This window comes from Nonomuraea sp. NPDC050153 (assembly GCF_044460125.1).
Taxonomy (GTDB): domain Bacteria; phylum Actinomycetota; class Actinomycetes; order Streptosporangiales; family Streptosporangiaceae; genus Nonomuraea.
Genome location: NZ_JBITJQ010000039.1, coordinates 1 through 26,889, shown reverse-complemented (window position 1 = coordinate 26,889; position 26,889 = coordinate 1). Strand labels below are relative to the sequence as shown.

Below are 26,889 nucleotides of genomic sequence, written 5' to 3'. Positions count from 1 at the left end.
GCCCGCCCGGGCTTACGCTGTGAGCCGGGCGGGCGGCAGCAGAGGTTGCCGCGATAATGCCTCCGGTGAAGGAGGAGCGGTACACACACGCACAACGCACGAACAACCGAACGGATGTGAAGTATCAATGGCTCGGCTGACGCGAGAGCAGAAGCAGGCACTCACGCGGGAGAAGCTTCTTCTCTCGGCGCTGGACGTCGTCGCGCGCGACGGCTACGACGGCGCCTCGGTCGAACGCATTGCCGAGGAGGCCGGCTTCTCGAAGGGAGCCTTCTATTCGAACTTCTCCTCCAAAGAGGAGATCCTGCTGGAGCTGCTCGAAGGGAATGCCGGCCAGGACGTCGACGAGCTCTCCCAACTGCTTCGCGAGGTCACGGATCCAGACGAGGTGATCGATCTCGTCGCCCGGTGGAGTGACTCCCGTGCAAGCGAGCAGAAGTGGGGCATCATCGCCATCGAGTTCATGCGCCGTGCGCAGCGCGACGGCACCCTGAGCGATCGGCACCGTCAGCTCTTCGTGAGCCAGTGGGAACAGGCCGGCGCGCTCCTGCAGAGCAAGCTCCTCCCCGGCCGCGAGCCGCTCATCAGCGCGCTCGACCTCGGTGGAATCGTCCTCGAACTCACCTACGGCGGTATCTCGACCTTCCTCAAGGCCAACACTCCGGGCCAGATGATCCGGCACGTGCTCACCGCGCTCCGGAACTCGGTCCACGTGCCGCACCCCGGGTGAGGACCGTACGCATGCGGTGACGACGGTCCCTGCGGCTGCTCCTCGTCGCGGTGACGTCCGGACACCCGCCACGTCCTCTCCCCAGACATCCAGGCGATGACCGCCTGCGAGTAGTACCCGCTCCCTTCACACCTTCAGGAGTTCAGCCATGGACATCGCCTTCCGGCTTGCCTGCATCGCCATCGGCCTGCCCTTCATCTGGCTCGGCTACGAGGCCGTCGCCGCGCCCGGCGCGCGCGTCGCGATGGCGGCCAAGCTACGCATCCCCCGCCCGGACATCGCGGTGCGATTCAACGGGGTCGCGATGGTCGCGGGCGGCGTCGGCGTCGCCACCGGCGTGCTGTGGCAGGTCGCGGCGGTCGGCCTGGTGATCTCACTGATCCCGACGACGCTCGCCGGTCATGCGTTCTGGGCCGAAACCGATCCGCAGGCACGCAAGACCAACCGCATCCAGTTCCTCAAGAACCTCGGGCTCATGGGTGGCCTCCTCGCCGTAGCGCTCGCCCCGTACGTTGGCGGCTGAGCGCACGGCGAGGATCGTCGGCAGGCGGCGCAGCACGGACATCGCCTGCCCGAGCGCCCGCCGATCGGCCTCGTCCGGGCGCAGCAGCGCCGCCGCCAACACCTCATCCCCGGCCGCGCTCCAGGACGCCAGACGGTCCACCGCCTCCTCAGTGAGGTAGAGCCGCGCGGCGCGACGATCCGCGTCGTCGCGTGCCCGCTTCAGCAACCGCGCGCGGACGAGCTTGGCGTCGGGGCGCGAGCCGGGAGGGGGCGACCGGTTGCGGAGGCGTACTCGATCAGGATTCCGTCGATGGCCGACGCCAGCAGCTCCCGGTGCGCCTCCGGCAGCTCCCCCGTCAGCGCCTCCAGCCGCGCCGCGACCCCGTCGTGCGCCAGCGCCCCGACGCGCTCCCCCTCAGGGGTCAGCTCGATGAGGCAGGCCCGCCGATCCCGGGGGTCACGCGTACGAGCCACCAGCCCCCGCCGCTCCGCCCGGTCCACCAGCCCCGTCAGGCTCGACTTCTCCAGGTGCAGCGCGCGCGTCAGCTCCGTCATCCCCACCGGCCCGCCGACGAGCAGGCACAGCAGCTGCGCCTGCTGCGGCGTCAGGTCCTGCTCCCGGCCGACGTCACCGAACACCTGCTGCACCAGGTGCCCCAGCCGTACGAGAGCGGTAGTGAACGTCGCGACCACGACATCCAGTCTAGTTGACAATGGTTCACAATACGAACTAATTTAGTTCTCATTACCAACTGTTCGCACTACCAACTAGAGTCCGGCGGCGAACGGCACATCCAAGGAGCCACCCATGCCCGACTACGGCCACGAGCTGCTCTTCAGCGTCAGCTTCGCGCCCTCCGCCTCCCAGGCCGACACCGTCGTCGCCCTCTCCCAGCTCGCCGAGCGCACCGGACTCGACCTCGTCACCTTCTCGGACCACCCGTACCAGCCCACGTTCCTCGACACCTGGACCCTGCTCAGCTACGTCGCGGCCGCCACCGAGACCATCCGGCTGGCGGGCAACGTACACCCGCTGCCGCTCCGGCCGCCCGCCATGCTCGCCCAGGCCGCCGCCAGCCTCGACATCCTCAGCCACGGCCGCTTCGAGCTCGCCCTGGGCTCCGGCGGATACCGGGACGCCATCGCCTCCATGGGCGCCCCGCGCCTGACCCCCGGCCAGGCCGTGGACGCGCTCGAGGAGGCCATCCCGATCATCCGCGCCGCCTGGGACACCGACGCCCCGGGCAACATCCGCCACCACGGCGAGCACTACCAGGTCACCGCCCCGCGAGGCCCGCGCCCGGCCCACGACATCGGCATCTGGCTCGGCGCGTACAAGCCGCGCATGCTCCGCATGACCGGCCGCCTCGCGGACGGCTGGCTCCCCTCCCTCCCCTACCTCGAGAACATCGGCAAGATCGGCGAGGGCAACACCGTCATCGACGAGGCCGCCACCGAGGCGGGCCGCTCGCCCCGCGACATCCGCCGCCTGCTCAACCTCGGCGAGGAACTGCCTCCCGCCCAGCTCGCCGAGATCGCCCTCACGTACGGCGTCAGCGTCTTCATCCTCGCGGCCAACGACGCCCGCCGGCTCCAGCGCTTCGCCCAGGAGACCGCCCCGGCCGTACGCGAACTCGTCGCCGCGGAACGCGCCCGAGCCGGCCAGCCGACCACCGCCGAGAGCGCCGCCCCCGCAGCCGCAGCCGCACAGGCCGCGGATCCGGATGCGCGAGCCGCCACCCCCGGCGCCGCAGACCCGCAGGCACGGACCACCACAACCCCGCACACGCCAGCCGCCGCACCCAGTCCCGGCCTGGCCGTCACCCCGACCCCCGACAACGGTGTACGGCTCACCGACGTCCGCGTCTGGGACGAGGCCACCCGCCCCACCGGCCCCGCCCCCGACCCCACCCGGCGCTACTCCCCCGCCGAACAGGCCAACGGCCGGCACCTCATCGACGTCCACGACCACCTGCGCGCCGAGCTCGCCCAGCTCCGCGACCTCATCGACCAGGTGGCCTCCGGAGCGATCGACGCCGGCACCGCCCGCTCGCACATCAACACCATGACCATGCGCCAGAACAACTGGACCCTCGGCGCCTACTGCGAGTCCTACTGCCGCCTCGTCACCATGCACCACTCCGCCGAGGACGCGATGGTCTTCCCCCACCTCCGCCGCACGGAGCCCGGCCTCGCGCCCGTGCTCGACCGCCTCCAGGAAGAGCACCACGCCATCCACAAGATCCTCGAACGCGTCGACCGCGCCCTCGTCTCACTCGTCGGCGAACCGGGCGGCCTGGACAACCTGCGCGACACCGTCGACCTGCTCACCGACAGCCTGCTGTCACACCTGTCGTACGAGGAGCGCGAACTCGTCGAGCCCCTGGCCAGGCACGGCATCTAGGACCGGCGGCCGGGGAACGCACGCCGGCGCGCCGCGACCACGATCACCAGCGCCCCCGCCACCAGCGGCAGCGAGGTCCACGGCAGCGCACCCGCCCCGGCCCCCTCCAGCACCAGCCCGCCCGCCAGCGACCCCGCGGCGATCCCCGCGTTGTACCCGGTCGTCTGCATGGACGTGGCCGCGTCCGCGTTCCCCGCCCCGGAGGCGTCCACCAGCGCCGACTGCAGCAACGTCGGCACGCCGCCGAAGGCCGCCCCCCACAGCCCGACCGCCCCCAGCGGCGCCCAGCCCGGCCCTCCGGAGACGGCCAGCACCACCATCGCCCCCGCCACCACGGCCAGCACCGCCACGAGCGTCACCCGCGGGAACCGGTCGATCACCACGCCGGTGACCCAGATCCCCACCACCGTCCCGGCCCCGAACACGAGCAGCACGACACTCGTCCGCCCCAGCCCGGCGAAGGCCACGAACGGCGCCAGGTACGTGTACATCACCTGATGCCCGACCAGCACCAGCACCGTCACCCCCAGGATCGTCCGGACGCCGGGAAGCACCGCCACCCTCCGCAACGGGACCCGCGCCGTGGCCGCCTCACCGGGAAAGTCCGGCACCTTGCGCAGCACCCACCCCACCAGCGCGACCGCCACGACCGCCAGCCCCAGGAAGGCCGCCCGCCACCCGAACGCCGAGGCCAGCGCCGCCCCCGCCGGAATCCCCGCGCACAGCGCCACCGTGACCCCCGCCGAAACGATCGCGATGGCCCGCCCCCGCCGCTCGACCGGCACCATCCGCGCCGCGTACCCGACCAGCATCGCCCACAGGATCCCGCCCATGACCCCGGCCAGCACCCGCGCCCCGAAGGTCACCGCATAAGACGACGAGAGCGCGGTCACCATGTTGAACAGGGCGAACCCCGCCAGCGCGCCCACCAGTACGGGCCGCCGCGGCAGCCCGCGCAGCAGCGCCGTCAACGGGATCGCCGACAGGGTCGACGCCACCGCGTACGCCGTCACCAGGAACCCGGCCCGCCCCTCCGGCACCCCCAGCGCCGCACCCATCTGCGGCAGCAACCCCGCGGGAAGCAGCTCCGTCATCACCGCCGTGAACGCCGCCGAGAACAGCGCCAGCAGCCCCGACCACGGCATTCTCCCGACGCGGACGGCGTCGGCGATCGTCGCACCAGACATGTCGAATATGCTGAAACCTTCACATCAATGTGAAGGCAAGCCGGGAGGCCCCGCCGTGAAGATCGGTGAACTGTCGCAACTGACAGGCGTGCCGACCCGCATGCTCCGCTACTACGAGGAGCAGGAGCTCCTCCACCCCGAGCGCGCCGAGAACGGCTACCGCCATTATCCGGAGTCGGCCGTCTACCGGGTGCAGCAGATCCGCGGGCTGCTCGACTCCGGCCTCACCACGGAGATCATCCGCCGCATCCTGCCGTTCCTGAACAAGCCGGACGAGATCCACCTGCACCCGCAGTGCCTCACCCCGGAGCTGTCCGACCTCCTGGAGGCCGAGGCGGACCGCATCCAGCAGCGCATCGAGTGCCTCTCCCGCAACCGCGACGCGATCCACGCGTATCTGGCAGCTGTGCGATCTTCCTGACCCCGGCGCCTTTACAATGTAGATCACAAGAGTGGGCCCGGCATACGGGACAAAAGACCTGGTTCCCCGTACGTCCGAGTTTGCTGGCCAACGGCGGCCTGTTGATCGAAACGGGGGCGTGGCGCTGCACCCGTCCCCCAAGATCGCTACGTATAGTGATCTCCGATGTCACTTCGTGATTACAGGGGGAGATCATGAGGAATAGCCTCATCGCCGTCGGCAGTGCGCTGCTCACCGCGACCGCACTGTACGGCAGCGCCGCGCCCGCCACGGCCGACACCTCGAAGAGCCACGACTCGATGCACTGCAGCCTCGGGGTGGATGACAACCTCACCTACCACCACGTCACCCACCACGGGGTGTTCGCCGGGACCCGCGAGACCGAGGCCTGCAAGGGCGGCGGCGGCTGGGGCTGGGGCTGGGACAGAGGCCACGGCGACAAGCACTGGAGACACCGCAACTGGCCCACCAGCGGCAACGGCAACTTCGTCGGCACCTGGCCCCACCACGGCTTCCACCACGACCACTGATCAACCCCACATCACCCACTCGTCCCGGTGCCCGCGACGCGAGCACCGGGCCGAACGCGTTGAGACCCGGCCGCCGCCGCGCCCTCCCCCAGCCGGTTCGGCGTTCGGGAGACGTTGCCGCCATGCTGGGGGAATGGATGATCCACTGAGCTGGTTGACGCGGGACACCGCATCCGGATCCCTCCCCGTCCGCGAAGGGCAGTTCCACCGGGTCGTGATGGGCTCGGACCGGGTCGTGTGCCTGCCCCGCACCGAGGCGGCGGCGGTCCGGCTACCCCGGCGGGCGGCCATGCTGCGCGTGCTCGACGAGCTCGGCCTCGGCTTCCGCATCCCCCTGCCGCTGTTCGAGGGCGCGGGCGAGGCGCCGTACCTGGTGCTCAGCCGCGTACCCGGCGCACCGCTGGAGGGCGGCGCGCTCGACGACCCGGCGGTGGCCGGAGCGGTGGCGGAGCAGTACGCCGAACTGCTGGGCGCGCTGGCCCGGGCGGGGGCCGACGAGCGGGCGCGGGCGGCGCTGCCGCGGACGCCGGAGGACCGGTGGCGGCGCTTCGAGGCGGACGTCCGCGCCGAGTTGTTCGGGCTCATGTCCGGCGCCGGACGCCGGCGAGCCGAGCGGGAGCTCGCCGCGGCCTCCCGTCTCCCCCACGTCGCCACAGCGGTGGCGCACGGCGACCTCGGCGCCGAGAACGTCCTGTGGGAGCTCGACGGCGGCCGGCCCCGGCTCGGCGGGGTGATCGACTGGGACGAGGTCGCGATCGGCGACCCCGCCGAGGACCTCGCGGCCATCGCCGCGAGCCACGGAGAGGCGTTCCTGGAACGGGTGCTCGCGCTGGGCGGCTGGACCGACGCCGAGACGGCGGCCCGCGTCGCTGCGATCCGCGGCACGTTCGCACTGCAGCAGGCACTCGACGCGCACCGGGACGGCGACGCGGAGGAACTGGCGGACGGCCTGACCCACTACCGCTGACCGCCCACCTGCGACACCGCTCCTCGCCCCACTCTTAGGACCCACCGACGCTCAAAGCTCGGCAGCCCCGGTCCCTCCCGACGGCCTTGTCGGACCCGTCATGAGACACCCCGGATAAAAAAGAATCTCGCCGCGACGGCACATCCTTTCCTTCTTCTATATCGATATCGCCTTTGACGTATATGTCGATTACCCGGATTTTGGTCCCATCTGGCGGGATTATGACTAGTTTTGAAACAGGGCCGGTCATGCCATGCCAAAGGCCGGAACGGGCAGGTGAGGGCAGAGACTATTCTTGCCGCGGTACGCGCTAGACCGGGCGCCGATTCGGTGGGGCCGGAGGTGTTCCCATGAAGGCTGTCACCGTCGACTATGGGCTACGGGACCATGCCATGACGGCCGTGAAAATCCTCGCCGTCGCGACCGCCTATTTCGTGGCCGCCAAACTGGGACTGCAACTACAGCTGGTCCGAGGGCAGGTGACGCCGCTGTGGCCCTCGACGGGAATCGCTCTGGCCGCCCTGCTCCTCCTCGGCCTCCGGACCTGGCCGGGCATCACCCTCGGCGCCTTCCTGGTCAACGTGTCGATCGGGCCGACGATGGCCGCCGTCCTGGGCATCTCCGCGGGGAACACGCTCGCGCCGATCTGCGCCTACCTCCTGCTCGAACGCGTGGGCTTCCGCATCGAACTGGACCGGCTGCGCGACGCGCTCGCCCTGGTGTTCCTCGGCGCCTTCGGCGGGATGCTGGTCAGCGCGACCGTGGGTGCCGGCTCGCTGGTGCTCGCCGGCGCGCTGCGGCCCGGCGAGTTCTGGCCCGCGTGGTCGGTGTGGTGGACGGGCGATGCGATGGGCGTGCTCGTGGTCACGCCGCTCCTGCTCGCGAGCCGCACGACCCGGATGCCGTGGAACGCCCACCCGCTCCGCTGGGTCGAAGGGGCGGCGCTGCTGCTGGGCACCTTCCTCGTCACGCTGGTGGCGACCGCGGGCCCCATCAACCTGCTCTTCCTCGTCTTCCCCTTCCTGATCTGGTCCGCGCTGCGTTTCCAGCTCCTCGGGACCGCGGCGTGCGCGCTGATCGCGACGACGGTGGCGATCGTCTCCGCCGTGCACCACTCCGGCTCGTTCTCCCAGCACGACCTCTTCCTCAACATGGTCGTCCTCCAGGCCTTCAACGGCTCCGCGGCGCTGACCGCGCTGCTGCTGTCCGCGATCATCGTCGAGCGCGACAAGGCCCACCAGAACATCAAGGACGTCTGCGTCGGGCTCAACGAGGTGGCGAACCGGCTCGCGCGCGACAAGAAACTGGACCTCCGGCTGCCACCCCCACGCGCTGGAGAGCGGAGCAGGGATGGGTCGCAGTAGTGGCCCAGGGCGTTGAGGTGAGCGCGGCCGAGCGGAGACAGCCGGGCGGCGTCCCCGTCCTTGACCGGGACGCCGTCGGCGCGCAGCCGGTCGACCGCGCCGGCGCCGTACGCGTCTACGCCGGCGCCGCCCGGAACAAGCTCACTCGGTGACGGTCTTGGGGTTGGGCGTCTTGACCGACACCTTGGCGCCCCAGCCGGTGTAGCGGGTGTCCACGATGACGGTGCTGTCCTCGAACTCCTCGAAGCCCTTCGAGACGCCCTTGGCCGTGTACGAGCTCCACAGCTTGCTGACCAGCCCGGCCGAGTTGAGCGTCAGCTTGTAGGAGACCTCTGTGTCCGAGGCCCAGGAGCGCAGGTCCGAGCGGGAGAACCAGGCGGATGCCTTGCGCAGGTCCTTGAAGGTGATCGTGCCGGTGAACGTGTTCCCGCTCCTGCTGCCCTTCTTGAGCAGCGCCGACAGCGTGGTGGGCTCGGTGGGGTTGAGGACCTGGTCGTACTCGCTGGGCATGCCGCCGCCGCCGGGGACCTTCAGCCAGGTCTTGCCCTTGGGCAGGTCTTCGGCGAGGCCGCCGGAGTAGTACGTGGCCTTGCCGTTGTAGATGACGCGGTCCTTCTCGTCGTCATACGCGGTGCTGGCGATGTCGTAGGCGGCCAGGCCCGTCTTTCCGAACTGCAGGACGCCCTTCGTGTCGTACGCCTGCGAGGTCTCGGTGCCGTCGGACCAGTCGGCAATCTCGGTGTACCGGACGCCGTGGCCGGGGATGAGCTTGGACTTCAGCGCGCGCACCGGGTCCGTGGGCGCGGCCTGGGCCGGGGTCGTTCCCACAAGGAGGGCGCCGCAAACAACTAAGACAGAGATCGTTTTCCTCATGCCAGCAGATCATGCCGCAATCGGATCACGGTGAAGCCACGACCGTACGGAGAGTCCTGCGAGGCGGGAGGGCCCTGCCGCCCGAGGGTGAGGTCCATCTCGACCGCGGGCATCGCGCCGTGCTCCGGGCGCACGCCCCAGCGCCGGGCAGCGGGCCCAGGTCGGCTCTTCCCGCGGGGCGGTTCTCGGGGCCGGGACTGTACTCGCGGGTATCGGCGCCAAGCCGTGCGGTACGCACCGACTGGGAAACGCGCTGGGCACTGGGTACGGCGACGGGGTGCCAGGACCTCGGCGACCTTGGCGATGGCTTCGGCGCCGGGTTTGACGTAGCGCACGGCGGCGCGGGGGGCTCTTGTGGCGGGTCCTGGCCACGATGAGCTGCAGGTGCTCGGGGGCCCCGCCCGCATCGCTGGTTCAGCAGCCCAGAATCGCCCCGCGCAGCGGGATCCAGGCGGTGGTGACGGTCCCGGGGTCCTTGAGCCCGTCGGCGTTCAGATCGAACCAGGGCTCCACCCCAGCGATAGTTGTATGGGCTGTACCTTCTCCGTGGAGTAGCCGGCCAGGGCAACCCGGGTCATGAGCCCGGCCCCGGCGCGGACCGTGACCGATCCGTACACATGAGGCATGGACGGCGGGGAGACTGGTCGATCTCCGCGAACTCGCTGCCGAAGCAGGCTCCGGCGCTCGGCGCGCACAACGCCTTCTGGCTCGCCGGCGGACGGGGCGATTGAGAACTCCTTCACCAAGGTGACGCCGCCCGCCCGATCGGGGCAGGTGATCATTCATCATCCTCGAAAGGGGCGGGTGGTTCTTTCATCCAAGCCGGCACATACTCACCCGTGATCTCCTCGACCTCCTCGGTCACCGCGACGACATCCCCTCTGTACGCGCGACGCAAAAGATCGGCGATCGTGCCGAGATTGTCCTGCGCGTACTCCGGCAGCTCCTCCTCGACGAGAAATGCCTGTACCAGGGGAGCGACCGCCTCCCGGTACCGGGCACATTCCACCAGCGCATATCCGAAGACCGTGAGGCTGCGCGTGTAGCCGGGCAGGTAGGCGTCCTGGTTGAGCTCGGCCAGCTCCCGGCTCAGGCGGACGGCCTCCTCACTCACCGGCACCGCCTCGTCCCGCCGCCAGATCCTGGCCAGGTAGGTGGCGTAGTTGGTCAATGAGCGGGCCAGGTCGGGCAGGTAGGCGTCCCGGTTGAGCTCGGCCAGCTCCCGGTACAGGCCGACGGCCTCCTCACTCACCGGCACCACCTCGTCCCGCCCTCCGAACCCCGCCAGCAGGGCGGCGTGGTTGTTCAACGCCATCGCCAGGTCAGGCAGATAGGCCGCCCGGTTGAACGCGGCCAGCTCCCGGCTCAGGCCGACGGCCTCCTCGCTGACCGGCACCGCCTCGTCCGGCCGCCCGACCCGGGCGAGGTAACCGACATGGTTGGTCAATACGGCAGCCAGGTAGGGCAGATAGGCCTCCCGGTTGAGCTCGGCCAGTTCGCCGTACAGGCGGACGGCCTCTTCGCCGACCGCCGTCGCCTCATCGCGCCGCCCGACCTCCGCAAGCCGGATGGCGCGATAGTTCAACGCCATCGCCAGGCCGGGCAGGTAGGCGTCCCGGTTGAGCTCGGCCAGTTCCCGGTACAGGCCGACGGCCCCCTCGCTGACCGGCACCGCCTCGTCCCGCCGCCCGGCCTCCCCCAGCCGGCGGCCGTAGCTGGTCAACGAACGGGCCAGATCGGGCAGGTAGGCGTCCCGGTTGAGCTCGGCCAGCTCACCGTACAGCTGCACGCCATCCTCGCTGACCTCTACCGCCTCCTCCCGTCGCCCCACCCGAGCCAAGGTGCCGGCGTGGGTGGTCAACGAGCGGGCCAGGCCGGGTAGGTAGGCGTCCCAGTTGGCCTCGGCCAGCTCCCGGTACAGGACGACGGACTCCTCGCTCACCGGCACCGCCTCGGTGCGCCGCCCCACCTGCTCCAGGTAAGCGGCGTGGTTGTTCAACGAGTCGGCCAGCCCGGGCAGATGGGCGCCGCGGTTGAGCTCGGCCAGCTCCCGGTACAGGACGACGGACTCCTCGCTCACCGGCACCGCCTCCTCCCGCCGCCCCACCTCCGCCAGCCGCGCGGCATGGTTGGCCAACGACGTCGCCAGGCCAGGCAGATGAGCATCGCGGTTGAGCGCGACCAACTCGCGGCGCAGTGCGACGGCCTCCTCGCTGACCGGCATCGCCTCGTCCCACTGTCCCACCTCCGCCAACCAGACGGCATGGTTGTTCAACGCCATCGCCAGGTCAGGCAGGTGCGCCTCCCGGTTGAGCGCGGCCGGCTCCCGGCTCAGGCCGACGGCCTCCTCGCTGACCGGCACCGCCTCGTCCCGCCGCCCCACCTGCGCCAGCCGCGCGGCATGGTTGGCCAACGACGTCGCCAGGCCGGGCAGATGAGCATCGCGGTTGAGCGCGGCCAGCTCCCGGTACAGGGCGACGGCCTCCTCGCTGACCGGCATCGCCTCGTCCCGCCGCCCCATCTCCACCAGCCAGACGGCATGGTTGTTCAACGAGTCGGCCAGGCCGGGCAGGTAGGCGTCACGGTGGAGCTCGGCCAGTTGGCGCCAGATCTGGGCGGCCTGGCGGCCGGCGGTCAGCGCGCGGGAGTGCAAGCCCGCGTAGGACAGACGGACCGCCAGGTCATCGTGGATGCGGGCGCGGATCTCGGGGTCGCTGGTGGTGGCCAGCCGGTGCTCGGCAAGCCGCTCGGCCAGCGCGGCCATGCCGATATCCAGATCGATGTGCCGGTCGGCCGGCAGAACAGCCTCGATCGCCTCCAACAGGGTTGGATCGATCCCCCTCAGGGCGGCCAGGGTGGCCAAGGCAGCGCCCCCTGCGTGCAACGCCAGGTGAGGGTGGGCGGCCAGCAACGGGTACAGCTGGCCGTGGGCCAGGTGCGGCCACCGGCGGGCAGCCTCGATCAGCGTGGTCACGCCGTGGCGAGCCCAAACCGGAACACCGCTTCGCCCTCCGGGCCGGCTATCGGGATCCGCGAGTTCATCGGTCGGGGCCAGCAGCCGAGCAGCAGCGTCATCGGCCCAGGGGTCGGCCGGGAATTCATGAGGGTGGCCGGGGGTGGCCAGGGCGATGAAGTCCTCCCCCAGCCGGTCGGGATACAACGGCTGAAGCACCGTGACCGCATCGACGCCGGCTCGCTGCCCGCCCGCGGGGCCGACCGGCGGATAGCACACGGCGTGGTCCTTGAGGAGCTGCCCGCTCGCCAGATGGGAATCGATCCCGGCTCGCTCCAGGGCCGACTTACCGTCGCGGTAGTCCAGCGGCCCGGTCACCGTGGCGGCGTACACCACCTGCCCCATCGCATCGGCCGTGGTCGCCAGCGGCTTTTCCCGCGTCGGGGCGGACATCGCCTCCCAATGGTCGCGCTCGCGTGCCAGCAGGACGTGCGACACCCTCACCGGATCGGCGGGAGGATCCTCGCCGCTGTCGTGGGCCAGCACCGCGGCCAGCGCGGCCATGTGGACCGTCAGCACCACCCGGTAGGCCTCGTGGCGGGCCAGCGCCTGCGGTGGTTCGACGCCGCGAGCGCCCGGCATCCCCAACAGGTCGGCGAAACGGTCCCGGGCGGCGGTGAACAAGGCGGTACGGGTCAGGGCCGCATTCGCATCCTCCTCCAGTGGCCCCAGCTCCCACTTGGTAGGCGCCAGGCGCACATCCCGTTGGATCCGCCCCTCCAGACTTTGCCACCAGGTGCCGGCCGGGCGCGCCAGCAGCAGCACCCGTACCGGCAATCCATCCCCCATCCCCGGGCCGACTCGAGTGTCGGCCAGCAGCGACAAAAGATCGGCCGTTTCCCAGCGTTCGGCGTAATCGACCACCACCAGCACTCCCGGCACCTGATCCAGCGCCGGAACCGGCAAAGCGTCGGCGGCCGAACGGTCGCGCCGGTGGTGCGCGGCCAGCACCACCCAGCCCTGGCGTTGCCACAGCTCCGCCACATGCCCGGCCAGCCGGGTCTTGCCCTGCCCGCCCGGACCGTGGATCAGATGAACCGCCGCCCCGGCGCCGGCCTTCCCATCCGCGGCCGCCCCCTCCCGCCAGGCCTCTAGCTCCTCCACCTCGCGCCCGCGCCCGATGAAATCGATCAGCCCGTTCGATGCCCGCAGCAGCACACTGGGCTGCGCCCGTGCCTGAGCCGCCGGCGGCACCGCCTGCCGCGTCGGCCATGCTGCCAGCCGATAGGGCTCCCCGCCCTCGTAAACGATCATGTCCCGGGCGGCCTGGAACACCCGTGCGAACCCCGACGCGGTCGCGCGCTGGCTCACCCTCGCGGCCCGCCCTCACCGCTCGTTGATGGTCTGATCGCGCCCGGCCTGATACACCCGGCCGCTCCCTGACGCCTTGGCCCGCTGCCGCACATCGACCGCCGCGTCCACGGCGGCAGGACCCTCCTCGCCGCTACCGCCACCAGCGACCGGCGGCGGTTCCTGCCCGCCACCGCCGCTTCGCCGATCGGCGATCAGCCCGTACACCGCCACTCCCAGACCGGCCAAGCCGACGAACGCCCCGATCACACTGGCCAGTTTGTCGGCCTCGTCCAACCCGACCCGCACGAAGTACAAACCCAGCACCGTCGTGGCCGCCACCGCGACCACCGCTCCGGCCCCTATCAGCACACGCCTGCGCACAGCCGTCATCATCGATCAAACGGCAAGATCACGCAATGTGGCCGAGCAATATCACATCGAACGTGCGCACTTGCGGTTACCGGCGTCTGGCGTCCTTGACCATGAGGTCGGCCGGCCGGTTCCGCAGGGGGGCGCACCACGGTGGCGGGCCGGGTCAGACGGTCGAGGGCGCCGTGGAGAGTGCCCGCGCCGAGGCGTACGCGGTCCTCCGACAACTCGCGCGCCCCCACCCTGATCACACCAGAGTGATCGTGATGACGCGGGCCTCGCTCCATTGGCCGTCGACGAGCGCCCTGGCCCAGATCTCCAGCGCCCCCTTTCGCAGGTGCGTGTGAGCCTCGCCGCCAGGTTCGATCACGTACTCGGTGCCGGACAGATGCCCCTCGTCCCGCTGGTTCTCCCACACCATCTTGCCGCGCTGGAAGAAGCCGAAGAGGTAGCCCGCAGAGCCTTCGACGGGCTTCACCCTGATGGTAAGGCGCTCGGTGATCTTCACTCTGGCCGCACGCGGGGAGAGGAAACTCGGGGTACCGGCGGCACCGGCGCCGATGCCGGACAGCCTGATGGTCGTCGGGCTGTTGGCCGCGCTGCTGGTGATGATCACCGAGCCGGTACGCCTGCCGGACGCCGCCGGGCGGAACCTGACGCGGACCACGCACGACGCCCCGACCGCGAGCGAACCGGTACAGGTGCTGGTCTGCAGGAAATCGCCGCTGACCGAGACGCCCGCGATGGAGGCGGCCGCGGTGCCCGTGTTGACCACCGTCACGGCCTGCGCCGGGCTGGTCCTGCCAAGGGCCTGGACCGCGAACGCGGGCGAGGGCGGCCCAGCCCTCAGCGTCGCCGATTCCGGCACGGGGCCGCTCGGGTACACCTCGAACTCCGCCACCTGCGCGGCCGGCCAGCCGGTGTTGGCGGTGACGTCGACCCGCACGTAGCGCGCGTTCGTCGGCGGCACGGTGATCGACACGGTGTTGCCGGTGGCCGGCGTGAACGTGCGGTTCGCGGACTCGGCGACGGTCGTGAACGCCGAACCGTCCATGCTGGTCAGCACCGACAGGGTCTGCGTACGGGAGGCCCACTCGGAGGACGGCGGCAGCCTCAGCGTCACCCTGCCGATGCTGGAGACGGCGCCGAGGTCCACCTGCAACCACTGCGGGAACGCGTGGTTGGCGCTCTCCCAGTAGGTGCCCACCTCGCCGTCGGCCGCTGCGGCCGGCGCCAGAGCCGTGTCCGCCTGGCCGCTCGCGGTCGCCGGACGGCCGAGCGCGATGCTGGGGGTCTGCCAGGACAGGTCGTAGGCCCCTTTCGCCGCCTTGTCACAATGCTTCGACGGCGGGCTGGCCATGCGGTAGGTGCCGTGGAGCGTGTCCGGCCGCCGTACGCGATCGGGGCCGACCGTCCAGGAGTCCACCGTGAGCTCGACAACGATCGTGGTGCCTGCGGCGTCGTAGCGGCTCTTGCCCCCTGATGCGTTGTTCTCGGTGCAGAAGGCCGCCCCATCGTCGCGGCCCGCCGCCCGCAGCGCGTCGCGGCCGTCGTAGGACAGAGGGTGGGCTTCGTGCCAGACTCCGTCGGTCCGGAGGATCACGCACTGATCGGCGGCGCAGTTGACGCGAATCGGCATGAGGGTCTTGGCGCACCCCTCCGTGTAGGTGCACGAGACCAGCCGTCTTTCCAGTGTGTAGGTTCCGCTGATCTGCGTCACGATGGGCGGCAGGGACAGTGGCGCGCTCGGCGCTTCGGCGGGCGCGGCGGCGGGCACGGGCGCGGGGGTGTCGTCGTGCAACAGCCGCCAGCCTGCGGTTCCACCGGCCAGAAGCAGCAGGATCAGCAGGAGGAGAGCCGTCATCCTGCGCCGCCTGCGCGAGCGCCGCCCCCGGCCGCGGCCCGGCCCGGAGCGGTCGCCGCCGCTCACACTCCCGCCCGCGCCTCCTGCCACGATCGCCCCGCCGTTGCCGTCATCGTCGTCGCCGTCATCGGTGGCGCCGTCATCGGTGGCGCCGTCATCGGTGGCGGCGGCTTCGTCTTCAGCGGGTTTCTCTGCTCTGCCGCCGGGTGCGGGGGCGGCCTCGACCGGGCTCTCCGCGCCGAGCAGGCTCACCGGAAGCGGATCGTCGTCCCCGTCCCGATCGGTGCCGACCGGCGGGACGAGCGGAACGGCGGCCAGGATGCGGATCTTGTCGCTGACCCGGTCCTTCACCACGGGTGCTGTCAGGACGGGGATGAGCGCGGGCGCGTACGGCCGGACGAGCCGCTCGCGCTGGACGTTGCAGACCGTGCAGTTGTCGCAGGTCTTGCAGATGTCGAGGTGGCGGATGATCCGCTGCCGCAGCAACCGGTCGAAGTCGTCCGCCTGGCTGGTGGCCTGGTCGAGGATGCGCGCGAGATCGGCGCAGAACCGTCGGCCTTCCCGGGCCAGCACCAGGGCGCCGAACCCCTTGTAGGTCATGGTGATGACCTCGGAGGCGAGGCGGCTGGCCTGTGCGGAGGTGGTGCCCAGGCGGGCGGCGAGGCGGGCGCCGGTCAGGCCGTCACGGATCGCCAGACGGAAGATCTGCTGCTGCTTGTCGGTCAAGGTGGCGACCACGGTGTCCAACATCCGGTCGACCTGGGCCCTGCGGCGCTTGCTCGCCTTGTCGTAGGCGTCGGCCTCCTGCTCGGCGTCCTCGTGCTCCGGCAGGGGCGCGGTCCTGTCGCGGATCCGCCACTGCTCCCGGCACTGGTTGTGGGCGATGCCGATCAGCCATCCGCGCAGCCGTTCCGGCTCCCGCAGGCTGGCCAGCTCGGCGAACGCCTGGGCGAACGCCTCGGCGGCCGCGTCGGCAGCCGCATGAGGATCCTGCAGTCGCCCGCCGCAGAAGGCCAGGACGGCGCGATGATGCCGCGCGAAGATGGCGGCCAGTCCCGCCTGCCGGTCAGCGGCGGCGTCGGCGGCTCGGGCCCGCTGGACCAGTTCGGCGTCGGACAGGTGTTGCCAGTCCAGGTCGGACAGGCCGGTGATCAGCTCATCGGACATCGCCGCACCTCCAGCCACGGCAAGGCGGGCACCGAAAAATTCGCCCAACAGATTTTCGTAATTCAGGGGGAGATTTCCGATGATCGTCCCCCGTGCCTCCACACGGCTTCGAGCCCGAGGAGGACTCCCATGCTCTGTACTGGGACACACCGGCGCGTTCACGTCCGGAGGCCACGATGAATCCGGGCACCGGGCACCGCATCACGGCCATCGCCGCTGCCGCCGGCCTGAACGCCGCCGCGGCGAGCCAGGGCACCACGGGCCTGCTCATCGCCGGCGCCGTCACGGTACTCGGATACGTGGCGCTGGTGATCAGCGTGGCCATCCCCGAGTGGGTCCGGCTGCGCGCCCTGCGCGAGCCGGGCCGCCAACTGCGCTGGCTGGTCACGCATCTGCCCTCGACCGAGGCCGCGGAGAAGCTGGCCGCGCTGTGGTCGCACACGCACATCGAGACGGTCCGGTCGATCGAGGCCATTGGCGCCTCGCAGAAGGCCAACCCCCGAAAGAACAGAACACCCAAACTGTAACCGACCGGCCACGATCCGCAAGGCGTCTCCTCAGGGGAGGGACTACGGCCGTTGCTCGCATCGTCGGCTCTGGCGTCGAGTTCGGCGATGCTGGTGTCGTGGTCGCGGAGCATGCGCATGACGGTGGCCGGGGAGGGGTGCCGGCCCCTCTTGGCGCCCTGGGTAATGACCAGGCGGGAGGCGATCTCGCGCAAGCTGAGGTCTTGGTCGCGCAGATGCAGCGCCATGGACAGCATGGCCTCGTCGGTGACGGTGGCGCCGCCGATGGCCTTGCCATTCTTGCGGGCGCTCTCGTGGCCTTCCAAGGTACGGTCGCGAATGTACTCACGTTCCATCCCCGACAACGCGGCCAGCACGGTGAACACCACGCCGGACGGATCGTGACTGCCTTGCGGCTCGCCGGTGTGGAACTCCTGCGACGCGCTGCGCGACTTCGTCCTCCAGGTCAGCGACCGGCTGCCCACCCCGGCCGCCCGAGCACCGGCGTAGCGGATCGGAGAGCGGGCGCCGGGGTTGTGCCGGCGCTCAGGAAGCCTTGTTCCCGAACGCGCGCGGCTCGGGCATCGATCGTTTTTGTCGGGGGCGCGATCGACGGCTCGAATCCGGATGAGGTGCCGGCCACCGTCCGCGGAGTTCCGTAAAGCGAATTTGGTTTCCCTTGGATTCAGTTCGGCTGCATCAGGCATCTAAGCTGATCAATAGGTATGCCTGATGTCCAGGACAGGGAGAAACTGAAGCACCCACTCTGTTTTCGGATGATCCCACGCGACGTCACCGCGTGAACGTAATCCAGGAACCTTTCCATTCGCCGCCACGTAACGGCATACGGGCCCGGCCCCTGTCACGTCTATCGAAAAGATGCGGCAAATGTGTACATCTCGGGAATTCTTTCGCGTTGCACTCATAGCCACTTTGATCATGGCAGTCGTCCGGCCACTGTGGGCGAACCCGACCGAGGCTGCCGTCCAGATGGTGTTCGAACGGGAAGACACACCGATTACCGTCTACGGTCTCCAACTCACCGCCCAGGCGCCGGTGACTTACGAGACCAGAAGGTTGACCCCCGGCAGCGACCCTGTGCTGCACCTGTTCGACGCGGATGGCAGGCAGGTGGCGGTGGATGACAACGGGGCGGGCAACAGAGCCGCGAGGATCACGTACACCCCAGCCGGCAGCGGAGCCTTTCGGCTGCTGGTACGCGCCCGGAACGGACTGAGCACAGGCGGCGCGGTCATCTACAAGGATGGCGTCCCGATGGCACCGGCGGCCGCGGTGGGCGGAGCGTTCGTGAACTTGGCGAACCTTCGCGCCGCAGAGGAGATCGCCACAGCAGTCCTGCCCAGGCGAGGCGATCAGAACCGGCACCGTTCCAGCCACGGGCTGTATCTCATCTCCAACGACGGCCTCGGTATCGACAAGCAGGCAACGGAGTCCGCCGGCATGGGGCCACGCATGGCTTTTCCGGACGCGATCGCGGCACGGACGGTCATGGTGGCGCAGCTCATCCACGTCCGTACTCCACAGCCTGCTCCGACCGGAGATTGGGTGGTGCCCACCGTTCCCGGCGGACCGGTACGTGTGATGCGCAACGACGTCGCACTGGCAGGGCATGATCCGGACAAGGACGGCTTGGGAAGTGAGCTGGAACGAGAATTGGGCACCTGCGCGGCGCTCAACCCCCGGGATCACCGCGATAATCACAATTGCGCATTTGAGGCGAGGGATACTGACGGTGACGGTATCGGTGACGGCTGGGAGGTTCTCGGCCGCGCTCATCCCCTGGGCCTTTCGCAGCCGCTGCCTGTTTGGGGGGCCAACCCTCGCCACAAGGATCTGTTCATTGAAGCCGATTTCATGCGCCGCACGAAGCAGGAGAACCTGGACGCGGTCAAGCTTCGTATGTCCCCGGCGGCCGTACGGGAATTCGCGGTCGTCTTCGGCGACGGGCTGACGACGGATCCGGCGGATCAAAGCAACAACGCACGGGCGGTGCGTAATCCTGACCTGCGGCCCGGGATCAGCGTGCACATAGACACCGGTGCGGCGGCGCTCAACCCGGACGAGGTGACGATTCACGGAGACTGGGGAGGCTATACCTCCGTCGACGCCATCCAGGGGGACAAGGATGACGGCGGCGTCACCAAGCACACCGACGGCACCTTCTGGAAAGGAGTCAGAGCGCAGGACTCCTGGAAGAAGAACATGCTACAGGCTCGCCGCGGGATATTCAGATACGCCCTCTCCTACGGAACGGGTGGCGGCAGCACCGGCGAGGGGTTCACTTCTTCGTACAATTTCCTGGACGGGCGCAACGCTGTACATGAAACCGGACACAGCATGGGCCTGGACCATGCGGCACCCTTTAGTGCCCCGCAGGCCGCGCGCGGCGTCAACTGCAAGCCGAACTATCCCAGCGTGATGAACTATGCTTTTTACGGTGATTCACGATTTGGATTCTCGGACGGACGGCAGCAACCGTCACTGAACAATGCCCGGCTTTCCGAGTTTCAGGCGGTGAAGAGTCCGGACAGCCCCGCGTCCGTGAGGTACATGGATGTGCTGAGCTCCGTCTACGGCTATCAAGTGGACCAGGCCCAGGGACATGTCGACTGGAACAGGGATGGGCAATACGCGCCGCAAGGCACGACAGTGCCGGCCTATGCCAACTATCAGCCGGGCGGGGACTGCGAGTACACCAGGCACAATCAAGTCCCGCTGAAGGCGTCGGTGACACCCGGCGCGGCGGCGAATGGCAGAACCAGCCGGCCACCGGCGCTGGCCCGCATCGGGAACAGGCTGTACGCCTTCTGGGTCAACGGCGGCAGATTGTGGTACGCCTACTCGACCTCGCCGTGGGACTGCCAGGAGATCGGCACGGGTTGCGGAAGATGGCAGGAAGTTCGCCGGACCGACATGGCGGCCGATGGAGGAGTCGACGCCGAGCGCGTCAGAGTCCGCTTCAACGGCTCCAGCGCGGAGCAGGTGTTGGTGGTCACGATAGACGGCTCCGGCAAGATCTGGGAGCGGCGGATCAACAGTGCAGCGGGGGGCTACCAGTGGAGCCGCCGGGAACAGGTCCCCGGGGGCGTCGGACTCGGCCCGCCGTCGCTTGCCGCCACAGGCGACGGGTCGAACGTCTATCTGGTGTACAAGAACCCCGTGCATCGTCTCATGCAGAACCGATTGGTGACCTACATCGGCTGGACAGGTGAGAAGTATCTCCGTGTCCAGGACGGAAGCTCTTCCGGGGCGACCTTCACCAGCAACGTGAACGCGTCACCAGGACTTGCCTACACTTTTCTGCCCTCCGCCCCAGGGGTAAAGGCGCTTTACGGGATCTTCGCGCCCTTCACCTACGACGTGCGGAACGGCGTGCCGGTCGTGTACGCCTACGATGAAACTGCCGACCGCTGGCGTATGACCGATGTGATCGAAGGCGCCCAGCCCCTCTACGGCCGCCCCGCGACGGCCTGGCAGCCTTCCGGCTCGGCCTCCGAGTATCCCGGACGGTTCTATCTCGTATATCCGACGATGGCGGCTGGAAACGAGCCGGGTCCGCTGGCGATGCTGATGACCTACAAGAAAGGCCCGGATCAGCCGGAAAAGGTAGGGGTCAGAGCAGCATTCGACAATGCGTGGTTGCTCTCCTACGGCGTCGACCTGATCTTCGAACCCGGCGCGGACACCAATCTTCGCGCTCTGTTCGCTTCGGCCTTCGACGCGTCGGGCTCTGTCAAGACTCAGTTGTACTTCCGTCCCAAGGCCGACGGTATCAATGACTACGAGTACACCAATTACAACGACTGGCACACACTCCGGCTGGGTCTCTGCCGGCACGTGACCAATCCCGCCGGGGACATATCCAACCCCATAAAATGCCGTCCATGACCGCCGCTACAGAGCTTGAAAGACTGAGGTATCACCTCGCGGTTGCAGGTCGCGTCCGAGATGCGGTGTAAAAGAGAACGAGCGTAGGTTGCCGTGCTGAACCGTCCAAAGTTCGCACTACGCAAGGACCTACGCTCGTGGCACGCACACTACCGCCCGTTCAGGCCATCCGCGCCGAGATCGACGCCCTGTTCACCGAAGGTCGTGACCTGGTCGAGGTCATCGAGGACGTCGCCCGTCTCGGTGCCCGCCTGATCATCCAGACCGCCGTCGAAGCCGAGGTGGACGCTTTCCTCGGCCGCGCCCGCTACCAACGCGCCAACGCCGCCACCAGCAGCAGCGACGAGGCGCACGCCGTACGGCCCGGTCACCGCAACGGACACTGCCCGACCACGATCAAGACCACCACCGGGCCGGTCACCATCGCCCGGCCGAAGCTGCGCGGCACCACCGAAGCGTTCGCCTCCCGCCTGTTCGGCGCCGGCGTGACCCGCACCAACGCCCTGGAGACCCTGGTCATCGCCTCCTTCGTGCGCGGCCTGTCGGTACGCGACGTCGAAGGCGCCCTGGCCGACGCGCTCGGCCCCGAGGCAGCCCTGTCGAAGTCGACCGTCTCGACCATCTGCCAAGCCATCGTCGCCGAGTACGACGCCTGGAGCCGGCGCGACCTGTCGGCGGTCGAACTGGACTACCTGTTCCTGACCGATCTGGCCGCCCGCGGGCTGCGTCCGCCGCTCCTGGTCGTCTCCGACGGCGCGCCCGGTCTCATCGCCGCTGCTGAGCAGGTCTTTCCCCGCTCGCTGCGGCATCGCTGTGTGATCCATAAATGCCGCAACGTCCTGTCGAAGGTCAGTGCCGGCGACCAGGCCGAGGTCAAGGCCGCCTTCTGGAACATCTTCGACGCCAGCAGCCTGAACAACGACGACAAGGAGATCGAGCCCGGCCCGGACCTGGTGGCGTGGGCGCAGGCCCGCATCGACGCCTTCGCCCAGACGTGGGCAGGACGCTACCCGGCCGCGGTCAAGAGCCTGCTGACCGACCGGCAGAGCCTGACCACCTACCTACTCCCACCCGAGCACCACAAGCGCATCCGCCACTCCAACTTCATCGAGCGCACCTTCGGCGAGACCCGCCGCCGCGTCAAGGTCATCGGCCGCTTCCCCGGCGAGACCAACTGTGTCTCGCTGGTCTGGGCCGTGCTGAACCGCGCCGCCCGCGGCTGGCGCGGCTTCACCATGACCAGCAAGGGCCTGCGCACCCTGCAGGACCTGCGCCGCGCCCTGCTGTCCCCGCCCACCCCGCTGCACCCGGCGGCCACTGCATCGTCCGACTCGACACCCGAGACGGCTGCCGCCTAAGATCAGCCCACGGCACCTGCCTCGTTGAGCCTTTTACACCGCTCCGAGGAGGCGACCATAACGCATCTCTTCCATGCCTTGATCGTTAGCACCTATGTGATCTTCCCCTCCTTCCCCGCCTTCCGGCGGCTCACCGCAGGCGATGAGCAGCGCTATGTGGCCACCTACAGGCAGGTCGAGCCGTATGCCGATTTCAGCTTCAACAACCTGCTCATATGGTTGGACATGGAGAACGATCTGGAGGTCAGTACGCGCGGCGACTGCCTGATCCTACGGTTCACCAATGTGTTCGAAGGCCGGAAGTCCTACACGCTGTTGGGCGTCGATGGCTGTGACGAGGCCGCGCGGTCCGTCTTCGCGTTCCAAGGGCGGCACGGCATCGCCCATGAGTTGAGCATGGTTCCTGAATGTGCGACACGCGAGATTCGGATTCGGGGCAATGCCGAAGTAGTGGAGGATCCAGCCAGCAGCGACTACGTTTTCGACATCGCGATGGCGCTGAAGATGTCCGACAGCTCTTTTGCGAGGCTCCGAAAGGAGAACCGTGCTTTCTGGCGCCGCCATGACGGGCGGGCCCGATTGGACGTGATCGACCCGAGCGACACCGCGTCCCAGCACCTGATATTCAACCGCCTGGACGAATGGCGACGGCATGGTGGTGGGTTGCGAAATGACCCGGACGACATGGAGCGTCGCGCGACAGAGCGCGCCTTCTCGCTCGCTACGGTCATCGGGTTCGAGTGCGTCGGCCTGTGGATCGACGGCAAGCTCGTGAGCTTCGCCGTCTTTCATCTCCCGCCGCAACCAGGCTGGGCGATCGTCAATCACCTCAAGTACGATCGAGGTATCAACGGCCTGTTCGACGCGACCTACCATGCCGTTCTCGGCTACCTTGCCGATAAGGGCCTGCGGTTCATCAACTTGGAGCAGGACCTCGGCATCGACGGCCTGCGTTTCCACAAGAACAGGCTGCGTCCCGCCGGCAGGCTCAAGCGCTACACCATCCGTTCACCGTGAGATACCAGTAGTCCACTCGCCCGAGCGCGGCGACGCTTCCTGGCGTGAAGTCGATGTAAGGGCTCTCCTGTGCGCGACGTTCGACAAGGACGGGAATGTAGTCGCTGGACAGATTGGTGGACTCGAACACCAGACGGCATGCCTTGCCGGATTCCCAGATCACCTTGCCCAGCAGCGCCATGACGTCCTCCGCGTACGCCTCGCCCGCCCGGGCGCTGCTGGCGATGCCATAGAAATAGAGGATGCCCTCGTTCCGGGCCGCGGCCTGTCCTTGGAGGTTCTGCCGGAATGATGGCGCGAGCCAATCGCAATGATCGAGGCCCTCCATGAACAGACCTACGCACACCGGCCGGTTCTGTTCGAACTTCACGAGCGTTCGAGTGTCGCCGTGGAAGAGGGCGGCGGTGAAGAATGATTGCGACTCCTCCATGGAGACGGGATGGTGCTCTCCGAGCCACATGAAACGGCCACTATAGAGATCCCATAGCTCGTTCGCCAGGCACGCATCGCCGCCCAAAGCGTGCGCGTCCAATAGGACGGCTCCTTCTTCGCCCTTCGGTTCGGCATCCTCGCGTGGGCGGAACGTCGCCGCATATGCGATCATCGAGGCGGCACCGGCGCGCGCGCGTGGATCCGCGAAATCGCATGCGGTCGACTGGGGAAAGCGTTTCCTGAGTTCCTCCTTATAGGTCTTCGTGTCGGCATGGTCGCTCTCCACGAGCACGGCGAACTCGGCTGGCAGACTCTCCGTATCGAGTCCCGAGAGAAGCGCGGGAGGAACGGTGAGGAGGAATGTGGCGTCGTGCGATGTCAGCTTACGCGTGCGCGGACCGTCGTAACCGGTCGCGTATTCGATCGGGCAGAGTGCGGGCACGATCTGATCACCTACCTGGAGCGGAACGGTCCGCGTATCACGCATCGCGCGCGCATACTGCTCTTCGTCCACCAGGCCCAATTTCCTGAAGGCGGCACTGGACTCGTCGCAGAATCGGCGATACCAGGAGAAGTTGATCATGAACGTCATGATGTCACACGCGCACATTCCATGTGGGCGAACGTCAAGAGCGCGGACCACCGCAGCCGCGAGCGTCGTTCTGGTGATCGACGCCGCGGCGAACGGCTCGGATCAACTGTGTGATCTCCCGCGCCCCACCCGGGGGATCGTACTGGTGGAGCCACCTATTCAACTTTCGCAAGTTCTCGATGCCGAGGGCCGTGGTAGTGACTTTCCGTAATTCCGGCGGCAACAGGCCGGCTCTCGGACAGCAGGTGCGCGCGGAAGGGCGAAGTCGGCCTGACTTTGTCGGTAGGGCCTGCCAAGATCGCGACATGACAATCGATGCGCTGACGCCGTTCCGCTGGCTGCAATCGCCGTACGACGATCGGGGCAACCTGCTCGGCGAGATCTACTGCGTGACCTTGCTGCGCGGGCTCGACCCGGCCGAAGTACTGCGCAGGTTCGGCGCCCGCACAAGCACGCAGATGAGCTTCGCCGACCTGGAGCTGGCGGTCTCCGACTTCACGATGGTGACCGAGGGTGGTGACGGAGGTGGTTATGTCGGAGTGGTCGCAACCGGCGATGGGTGCGCGGCGGTGGAACCGATGGGCTGGTCGGGGACGGACAACCCGACGCTGGCGCGGCTGTCGGCCGGCACCGACGTGGTGTCCGTCTCACGGCATGACTACGCCTGCGACTACTTCCATTACGCCGCGGACGGCATGGTGCTCACGGCTTTCGACCCGACTTCTCCCGAGCATCGCTCCGGTGCCGACACCGACCGGCTCGCCGGCCTCATGCGCGAGTTCGGCCTGCCTCTCGAGGAGAGCTCAGATGAGGACTGGGACCAACGCTACGACGACTTGTCCAGACATGGCCTCGCGCGGATGTTCGCGATGGCGGCCCGCCTCACCGGCGTGACGTTCACCGCCGACCTGCTGGACGGACCACTCCTGGTGGGCGCGATCGCCGACCTGCCACCGTCGCAAGAGCCTCAGCGCGGGACCAGCCTCGGCGTTTTACTCGAGCAGCTGAAAGCGGTAGGCGGCCCTGAGCCTGATCACGGGGCCGGATGAGCTTGCGCTGGTCGGTGACGCGGTCCAGGCCGTCGATGGTGAGGTAGCACAGGAAGGGGCCGGGAACGGTGAGGAGTCCGTCGGGTAGCCCAGTCTCGAGCGCCTCACGGATTTTCGCTCGGTCGGAGCTGCGCATCAGGCGGCGGCCGAGCCAGTTGGGCCAGCCGTCTTGGCGTTGAGGAACGGTGTAGTCAGGCGCGGCAGCCTCGGCACCTGCTGGGGATGAGGCGGCGGACTGGTGGTCGGCGTTGTCCATGACGTGGCGCGGGTCAGATGTCGTGCTCGATCACCGCGCGCGGTGGCGGGATGCGTTCGGCAGCAAGGCCTTCCCGGTCGAGCCCGGTATGGGGACATGACGGGCCGTGCGGGGGAAGGCTGCTCCCGCCTCCGCGCTCATGATCGGGAAGAAACTTCTTGGCCTCTGGAGATTGGCCTGAGGTGACCCAGGCATACGCCGGCCCGTCGCGCAGCGCACGGTGGATCAAGCGGCGGCCGAGCCCTTGGCGCTGCCATTCCTGGTCGATGGAGATCTTGTTGATGCTGCCGCAGCGGCAGGCGTCGCATACCTGCCAGACCAGGCGGGCGATGTCGTAGTCGCCGGGATCGTAGACGTAGATTTCGCGCAGGCCGGCCGGAAGTGTGGACGGGTGGTAGACGAGGCGCAACGGGGCGTGTGGCGTGGTGATGCGGGTCCACCACCGGCGCAGGCGGGAGACCCGCTGAACCCGGATCGGGCTTCGGTCAGGAGGCATGCGATGCGATCACCCTGCTGGCGGTATGAGGTCGTGGTCAGTGTCGTCGGCGACCGGGGTCGTGTTCGGCGAGTGCGGCGGCGACGGCTTCGGTGCTGGGCTGGACGTAGATGCCGAGGGTACGCAGGTTCCGGTGGCCGGACAATGCCATGAGCATGGAAGCGGACCAGCCGTCCTCGCCCAGGTGGGTCAGGCGGGAGTGGCGCAGCTGGTGGAGGGTGTAGCCGGCGCCGGTCGGGTCGATGTCCTTGGTGGCCTGCTTGAACGGGTACTCGGCGCGTTCGTACGACAGACGGACACGGCCGGTAACCGGGCACAGGTCGGCTCCGGCGGGGGTGCGGGCCGGGCCTGGGCGCCGGTCGGTGAGGAAGACCGGGCCGCGGGTACGGCCGGCGAGCAAGCGGGGCAGCAGCCGGGCGGGGCCGGACTGCCACAGGATCCAGTCGATGGTGCCGCCCTTGCGGCGTACGCGGCCGCGTTTGGCCTCCAGCACGATCCTGCTGGTTAACTCGCGACTCGCGGCTGTAGGTTCGTGACCTGAGTCTTTGACGTCCGGGATCATGCAGTGCGCGGCCGGCTTCCCCCTGC

At 68.7% G+C, this 26,889-nt stretch carries 22 protein-coding genes; 13 read left to right on the top strand and 9 right to left on the bottom strand.

Annotation, left to right across the window (positions count from 1 at the left end; all coding sequences use genetic code 11):
- Window positions 1–127 precede the first annotated feature (127 nt).
- Window positions 128–730, top strand: a complete 603-nt coding sequence (locus ACIBQ1_RS52255) for a TetR/AcrR family transcriptional regulator (RefSeq protein ID WP_397289834.1) — start codon at window positions 128–130, stop codon at window positions 728–730.
- A gap of 148 nt (window positions 731–878) precedes the next feature.
- Window positions 879–1,253: a DoxX family protein gene (locus tag ACIBQ1_RS52250; protein WP_397289833.1), complete on the top strand. Its 375-nt coding sequence runs from the start codon at window positions 879–881 to the stop codon at window positions 1,251–1,253.
- 200 nt (window positions 1,254–1,453) lie between these two features.
- Here ACIBQ1_RS52250 and ACIBQ1_RS52245 read toward each other — a convergent pair whose 3' ends face one another.
- Window positions 1,454–1,927, bottom strand: a complete 474-nt coding sequence (locus tag ACIBQ1_RS52245) for a MarR family winged helix-turn-helix transcriptional regulator (protein WP_397289831.1) — start codon at window positions 1,925–1,927, stop codon at window positions 1,454–1,456.
- Window positions 1,928–2,042: 115 nt separating this feature from the next.
- Between ACIBQ1_RS52245 and ACIBQ1_RS52240 the strand changes: the two genes are divergently transcribed.
- Window positions 2,043–3,638, top strand: a complete 1,596-nt coding sequence (locus tag ACIBQ1_RS52240; RefSeq protein ID WP_397289829.1) for an LLM class flavin-dependent oxidoreductase — start codon at window positions 2,043–2,045, stop codon at window positions 3,636–3,638.
- Here the strand turns inward: ACIBQ1_RS52240 and ACIBQ1_RS52235 are convergent.
- On the bottom strand, window positions 3,635–4,825 hold the full coding sequence (locus tag ACIBQ1_RS52235) for an MFS transporter (protein ID WP_397289827.1): 1,191 nt from the start codon (window positions 4,823–4,825) through the stop codon (window positions 3,635–3,637). The two genes, ACIBQ1_RS52240 and ACIBQ1_RS52235, sit on opposite strands and share 4 nt — an antisense overlap.
- Before the next feature lie 55 nt (window positions 4,826–4,880).
- On the opposite strand from ACIBQ1_RS52235, the gene ACIBQ1_RS52230 reads away from it, so the two are divergent.
- From ACIBQ1_RS52230 to ACIBQ1_RS52210, 5 genes are all read left to right on the top strand, one after another.
- Window positions 4,881–5,246 (top strand): MerR family transcriptional regulator, encoded by a 366-nt coding sequence (locus ACIBQ1_RS52230; protein ID WP_397289825.1) that lies wholly within the window; start codon window positions 4,881–4,883, stop codon window positions 5,244–5,246.
- Between the two features lie 194 nt (window positions 5,247–5,440).
- On the top strand, window positions 5,441–5,776 hold the full coding sequence (locus tag ACIBQ1_RS52225; protein WP_397289823.1) for a hypothetical protein: 336 nt from the start codon (window positions 5,441–5,443) through the stop codon (window positions 5,774–5,776).
- Between the two features lie 133 nt (window positions 5,777–5,909).
- Window positions 5,910–6,743, top strand: a complete 834-nt coding sequence (locus ACIBQ1_RS52220; protein WP_397289821.1) for an aminoglycoside phosphotransferase family protein — start codon at window positions 5,910–5,912, stop codon at window positions 6,741–6,743.
- A gap of 350 nt (window positions 6,744–7,093) precedes the next feature.
- Window positions 7,094–8,107: an MASE1 domain-containing protein gene (locus ACIBQ1_RS52215; protein ID WP_397289819.1), complete on the top strand. Its 1,014-nt coding sequence runs from the start codon at window positions 7,094–7,096 to the stop codon at window positions 8,105–8,107.
- The gene (locus ACIBQ1_RS52210) at window positions 8,107–8,259 is read left to right on the top strand and encodes a hypothetical protein (protein WP_397289817.1); all 153 of its coding nucleotides are present in this window, start codon (window positions 8,107–8,109) and stop codon (window positions 8,257–8,259) included. The genes ACIBQ1_RS52215 and ACIBQ1_RS52210 overlap by 1 nt, the downstream gene beginning before the upstream one ends.
- On the opposite strand, the gene ACIBQ1_RS52205 is transcribed toward ACIBQ1_RS52210, so the two are convergent.
- The 4 genes from ACIBQ1_RS52205 to ACIBQ1_RS52190 form a co-directional block, all read right to left on the bottom strand.
- A complete protein-coding gene (locus tag ACIBQ1_RS52205; RefSeq protein WP_397289815.1) occupies window positions 8,249–8,935 on the bottom strand; it encodes a hypothetical protein in 687 nt (228 codons plus the stop codon). The two genes, ACIBQ1_RS52210 and ACIBQ1_RS52205, sit on opposite strands and share 11 nt — an antisense overlap.
- A gap of 823 nt (window positions 8,936–9,758) precedes the next feature.
- Window positions 9,759–13,304 (bottom strand): tetratricopeptide repeat protein, encoded by a 3,546-nt coding sequence (locus ACIBQ1_RS52200; RefSeq protein ID WP_397289813.1) that lies wholly within the window; start codon window positions 13,302–13,304, stop codon window positions 9,759–9,761.
- Between the two features lie 15 nt (window positions 13,305–13,319).
- The gene (locus tag ACIBQ1_RS52195; RefSeq protein ID WP_397289811.1) at window positions 13,320–13,667 is read right to left on the bottom strand and encodes a hypothetical protein; all 348 of its coding nucleotides are present in this window, start codon (window positions 13,665–13,667) and stop codon (window positions 13,320–13,322) included.
- A gap of 235 nt (window positions 13,668–13,902) precedes the next feature.
- On the bottom strand, window positions 13,903–16,686 hold the full coding sequence (locus tag ACIBQ1_RS52190) for a sigma-70 family RNA polymerase sigma factor (protein ID WP_397289810.1): 2,784 nt from the start codon (window positions 16,684–16,686) through the stop codon (window positions 13,903–13,905).
- A 176-nt stretch (window positions 16,687–16,862) separates the two neighbouring features.
- Between ACIBQ1_RS52190 and ACIBQ1_RS52185 the strand changes: the two genes are divergently transcribed.
- The 4 genes from ACIBQ1_RS52185 (at window position 16,863) to ACIBQ1_RS52170 (ending at window position 23,476) form a co-directional block, all read left to right on the top strand.
- Window positions 16,863–17,213, top strand: coding sequence for a hypothetical protein (locus tag ACIBQ1_RS52185; protein ID WP_397289808.1), 351 nt, complete (start codon window positions 16,863–16,865; stop codon window positions 17,211–17,213).
- 918 nt (window positions 17,214–18,131) lie between these two features.
- Window positions 18,132–21,101: a hypothetical protein gene (locus ACIBQ1_RS52180; protein ID WP_397289806.1), complete on the top strand. Its 2,970-nt coding sequence runs from the start codon at window positions 18,132–18,134 to the stop codon at window positions 21,099–21,101.
- 137 nt (window positions 21,102–21,238) lie between these two features.
- On the top strand, window positions 21,239–22,459 hold the full coding sequence (locus ACIBQ1_RS52175; protein ID WP_397289804.1) for a transposase: 1,221 nt from the start codon (window positions 21,239–21,241) through the stop codon (window positions 22,457–22,459).
- A 78-nt stretch (window positions 22,460–22,537) separates the two neighbouring features.
- On the top strand, window positions 22,538–23,476 hold the full coding sequence (locus ACIBQ1_RS52170) for a phosphatidylglycerol lysyltransferase domain-containing protein (protein ID WP_397289802.1): 939 nt from the start codon (window positions 22,538–22,540) through the stop codon (window positions 23,474–23,476).
- Here the strand turns inward: ACIBQ1_RS52170 and ACIBQ1_RS52165 are convergent.
- A complete protein-coding gene (locus tag ACIBQ1_RS52165) occupies window positions 23,448–24,491 on the bottom strand; it encodes a hypothetical protein (RefSeq protein ID WP_397289800.1) in 1,044 nt (347 codons plus the stop codon). The genes ACIBQ1_RS52170 and ACIBQ1_RS52165 overlap by 29 nt on opposite strands.
- Window positions 24,492–24,805: 314 nt before the next feature.
- Between ACIBQ1_RS52165 and ACIBQ1_RS52160 the strand changes: the two genes are divergently transcribed.
- Complete coding sequence (locus ACIBQ1_RS52160) at window positions 24,806–25,549, top strand: DUF6461 domain-containing protein (RefSeq protein ID WP_397289798.1); 744 nt, start codon at window positions 24,806–24,808, stop codon at window positions 25,547–25,549.
- Between the two features lie 269 nt (window positions 25,550–25,818).
- Here the strand turns inward: ACIBQ1_RS52160 and ACIBQ1_RS52155 are convergent, their stop codons facing one another.
- Window positions 25,819–26,301 carry a hypothetical protein gene (locus ACIBQ1_RS52155; protein ID WP_397289796.1) on the bottom strand — a complete coding sequence of 161 codons (483 nt, stop codon included), beginning with the start codon at window positions 26,299–26,301 and terminating at the stop codon, window positions 25,819–25,821.
- Between the two features lie 37 nt (window positions 26,302–26,338).
- On the bottom strand, window positions 26,339–26,794 hold the full coding sequence (locus ACIBQ1_RS52150; protein WP_397289794.1) for a tyrosine-type recombinase/integrase: 456 nt from the start codon (window positions 26,792–26,794) through the stop codon (window positions 26,339–26,341).
- Window positions 26,795–26,889 lie beyond the last annotated feature (95 nt).